Genomic DNA, 4,042 nt, shown 5'->3' on the forward strand with positions numbered 1-4,042 from the left:
TGCCTCGACACGCCCGCGAGCGTCGAGACGGTCACGGCCGGCACGATCGACGCGCGCGGCGATCGCACGGTGCTCGATGCGGTGACGCGCACCGCGGGTTTTTCGAGCGCGATGGCGCCCGGCACCGGCGGCACTGCATTGAGCGTGCGCGGCTTCAGCGGGCAGGAATCGGTGATGACGCTGCTCGACGGCGTGCGGCTGATGCCGGCCGCCGGCACGATCACGTTCCCGTTCGATACATGGTCGGTCGAGCGCATCGAGGTGCTGCGCGGCCCGGCGTCGGTGCTGTACGGCGAAGGGGCGATCGGCGGTGTCGTGAACGTGGTGCCGAAGCGGCCCCAGCGCACACGCGAGACGACGCTGCAGATCGGTGTCGGCCCCGACGGCGCGAAGCGCGCCGCGTTCGATACGACGGGCGCGCTCGGCCCGCAGCTGTCGTATCGCTTCTACGCGAGCGATGCGCGCGCGAACGGTCTCGCCGAGCGGGCCGATACGCATACGACGGCCGTCGGTGGCGCGCTGAAATTCGACGTGAGCCCGAAGCTCACGCTGACGCTCGACTTCGACTACGGCCGCCAGATGCCGGCGACCTACTATGGCGTGCCGGCGCCGAACGGCGTGCTCGATCCGTCGCTGCGCAAGCTCAACTACAACGTCGGCGATGCGACGATTTCCTACTACGACCAGTGGACGCGCCTGTCGGCCAGCTACCGGCCGACGGCCGGCGTGACGATCGACAACCAGCTCTACTACCTGACGTCGAACCGCCACTGGCGCAATGCGGAATCGTATGCGCTCGATGCCGCGACGGGTCTCGTCACGCGCAGCGACTATCTCGACATCGGCCACCATCAGCGGCAGATCGGCGATCGGCTGAGCGCCCGCTTCGACGGGACGCTGTTCGGCCGCGCGAACCGCTTCGTCGTCGGCACGGAATTCAGCCAGATCACGTTCAGCGGGACCAACAATTCGCCGTACGGCGGTGAATCGACGGTGCCCGCGCACGGCTTCGATCCCGGCGTGTTCACGAGCCCCGACCCGACGGTGCCGCAGTTCAGCACGCGGGCGCGGCAGGCCGCGGTGTTCGCCGAGAACCGGCTCGAAGTGCTGCCGCGGCTCGCGTGGGTGAGCGGCCTGCGCTACGACCACATCGCGTTCAGCCGCGAGCAGGCGGCGACCGGTGCGGGCTTCGACAAGCGTTTCGCGAACGTTGGCTGGCGCACGGGCTTCGTGTTCGAAGTCGCGCCGACGCTCAGCGCGTATGCACAATACACGACGGGCGCGGAGGGCCTCGGTTCGCTCGTGACGCTGTCCGCGTCGCAGGCGAACTACCGGCTCGCGACCGGCGAACAGTGGGAAGCCGGCGTCAAGCAGACGCTGCTCGACGGCCGCGCATACTGGACGTTCGCCGTGTACGACATCACGAAGCGCAACCTGCTGAGCACCGATCCGTTCAATCCCGCGCTGCGCCAGCAGGTCGGCTGGCAATCGTCGCGCGGCATCGAGCTGACGGGCGGTGCGCGGCTGCCGCACGGCTGGACGGTCGATGCGAACGTCGCGCTGCTGCGCGCGCGCTATGACGAGTTCAACCAGAAGGTCGGCAGCGCGACGGTGTCGCGCGCCGGCAATGCGCCCGCCAACGTGCCGCAGCAGACGGCGAACCTGTGGCTCGGCTGGGCGTTTGCCGAGCGCTGGCAGGCGAACGCGGGCGTGCGTTACGTCGGCGCGACGTACGGCGACGACGCGAACCGCGTGCAGGTGCCGTCGTACACGGTGTTCGATGCGTCGCTGCGCTGGCAGCCGACGTCACGCACCGAGCTCGCGCTCTACCTGCGCAATCTCGCGAACCGCACGTATGCGGTGACGACGTCGAACGGCGGCGAGCAATGGCTGCTCGGCCCGTCGCGCTCGGCGGAGCTCGTCGCGACGATGCGCTTCTGATGCGGCGCGACGAGCCTCCCGTGACGCACATGCTCGACATCGAACGCGTGAGCTGGTCGCCCGGCGGCGCGATCACCGTGCTCGATTCGGTGACGTTGAGCGTGGCCGACGGCGAGTTCGTCGGGCTGGTCGGCCCGAACGGCAGCGGCAAGACGAGCCTGCTGCGCTGCGTGTTCCGTTACGCGCGGCCCGATGCCGGCCGTGTCGCGCTCGATGCGCAGGACGTGTGGCGCATGCGGCCGCGCGCGGTCGCGCAGCGCATCGCGGTGCTGCAGCAGGAGACGCCGGACGATTTCGGGCTGACGGTCGACGAACTGGTCGGCATGGGCCGCACGCCGCACCAGCGGCCGTTCGATGCGGAGACGGCGGACGATCGCCGGATCGTCGAATCCGCGCTGCACGACGTCGGCCTCGTCGAGCGCCGTGCGCAACGCTTCGCGTCGCTGTCGGGTGGCGAGAAGCAGCGCGCGCTGCTGGCCCGCGCGCTCGCGCAGCAGCCTGAATTGCTGCTGCTCGACGAACCGACCAACCATCTCGACCTGCGCCATCAGCTCGAACTGCTCGCGCGCGTACGGCGCCTCGGCATCGCGACGCTCGCCACGATTCACGACCTCAATCTCGCGGCCGCGTATTGCGACCGGCTCCACGTGCTCGCGCACGGCAGGGTCGTCGCATCGGGCGTGCCGGCCGACGTGCTGACCGAAGCGCTGCTGCGCGACGTGTTCGGCGTCGCCGCGCTCGTCGATCGCCATCCCGTCACGGGCCGGCCGCGCATCACGCCGCTTCATCCGGAATGACCGCCATGCCGCCTCCCTTTTTGTCGTCCGCTTTGTCGTCCGCTTTATTGCCGGTATCCCGCCGGCTGGTTGCCGCGACCGTGCTCGGCTGCGCGGCCGCGCATGCGGCGGCCTATCCCGTCACCGTGCGCAGTTGCGATCGCGACGTGACGTTCGAGCGCGCGCCGACGCGTGCGGTGAGCAACGACGTGAACCTGACCGAGATGATGCTCGTGCTCGGCCTGAAGGATCGCCTCGTCGGCTACACCGGCATCGGCGGCTGGAAGACGGGCACGGCACGCGTGCGCGATGCGCTGCGCGGTGTGCCCGAACTGGCAAGCCAGTATCCGTCGCTCGAGGTGCTCGCGGCCGCGCGCGCCGACTTCTATCTCGCGGGCTGGAACTACGGGATGCATGTCGGCGGCGCGGTGACGCCCGCGACGCTCGCGCCGTTCGGTATCCGCACGTACGAGCTGACCGAATCGTGTTCGCACGTGATGAAGCAGTCAGCGGCCTCGTTCGACGACGTGTTCCGCGACCTGAGCAATCTCGGCCGGATCTTCGGCGTCGACGCGCGCGCCGCGCAGGTCGTTGCCGCGATGCGCGCGCGTCTCGTGGCGGTGTCGCGTGCGATCGGGCATCCGGCGCCGCTGCGCGTGTTTGTCTACGACAGCGGCACCGACAAGCCGATGACGGCCGGCGGGCTCGCGATGCCGACTGCGCTGCTGACGGCGGCCGGGGCGCGCAACGTGATGGCCGACCTGCCGCGCAGCTGGACGCAGGTGAGCTGGGAAAGCGTAGTTGCGCGCGATCCGCAGGTGATCGTGATCGTCGACTATTCGGCCGTGACGGCCGCGCAGAAGCAGCAGTTCCTGCTGAGCCAGCCGTCGCTCGCGCGCGTGGCTGCGATCCGCGACCGGCGCTTCATCGTGATTCCGTACGATGCGGCGACGCCGGGCCCCGAGAACGTCGCGGCCGTCGAGACGCTGGCGCGCGCGCTGTATCCGGCCGCGTTCGCCGGGTCGGCGCGATGAGCGTGCACGTGCGTGCATCGCGGCCCGGCATGCGCGTGGTGCTGCCGGCGCTGACGTTGCTGTTGATCGTGTCGATCGTCGCGTCGGCCGCGTTCGGCCCGGCGCCGATCGCGATGCCGGCGGCGGTGAGGATCGTCGCCACGCACATCGTGTCGGCGTTTGGCGACGCGGGCGCATTCGCGGCAGGGGCGGGCGACGACAGCATCGTCTGGCTGATCCGGATGCCGCGCGCGTTGCTGGCCGCGATCGTCGGCGCGACGCTGGCAGCGGTCGGCGTGGCGCTGCAGGCGG

At 70.1% G+C, this 4,042-nt stretch carries 4 protein-coding genes; all 4 read left to right on the plus strand.

The window, feature by feature from the left end:
* A partial coding sequence (locus G3O00_RS40405) for a TonB-dependent receptor (protein WP_206146338.1) occupies positions 1–1,941 on the plus strand: 1,941 nt, incomplete at its 5' end.
* Positions 1,941–2,738 carry an ABC transporter ATP-binding protein gene (locus G3O00_RS40410; RefSeq protein WP_174935449.1) on the plus strand — a complete coding sequence of 266 codons (798 nt, stop codon included), beginning with the start codon at positions 1,941–1,943 and terminating at the stop codon, positions 2,736–2,738. The genes G3O00_RS40405 and G3O00_RS40410, both read left to right, overlap by 1 nt.
* Positions 2,735–3,751 (plus strand): ABC transporter substrate-binding protein, encoded by a 1,017-nt coding sequence (locus tag G3O00_RS40415; protein WP_206146339.1) that lies wholly within the window; start codon positions 2,735–2,737, stop codon positions 3,749–3,751. Before G3O00_RS40410 ends, G3O00_RS40415 begins: the two co-directional genes overlap by 4 nt.
* Positions 3,748–4,042 (plus strand): iron chelate uptake ABC transporter family permease subunit (locus G3O00_RS40420; protein ID WP_206146340.1); only part of this gene is annotated, 295 nt, incomplete at its 3' end. The genes G3O00_RS40415 and G3O00_RS40420, both read left to right, overlap by 4 nt.

This window comes from Burkholderia sp. Ac-20384, from assembly GCF_017104605.1.
GTDB classification, from domain to species: domain Bacteria; phylum Pseudomonadota; class Gammaproteobacteria; order Burkholderiales; family Burkholderiaceae; genus Burkholderia; species Burkholderia lata.

Excerpts from the sequence above, each read along its gene's own strand:
- G3O00_RS40410 (WP_174935449.1), top strand. The coding sequence starts at position 1,941 with ATGCGGCGCGACGAGCCTCCCGTGACGCACATGCTCGACATCGAACGC.
- G3O00_RS40415 (WP_206146339.1), top strand. The coding sequence starts at position 2,735 with ATGACCGCCATGCCGCCTCCCTTTTTGTCGTCCGCTTTGTCGTCCGCT.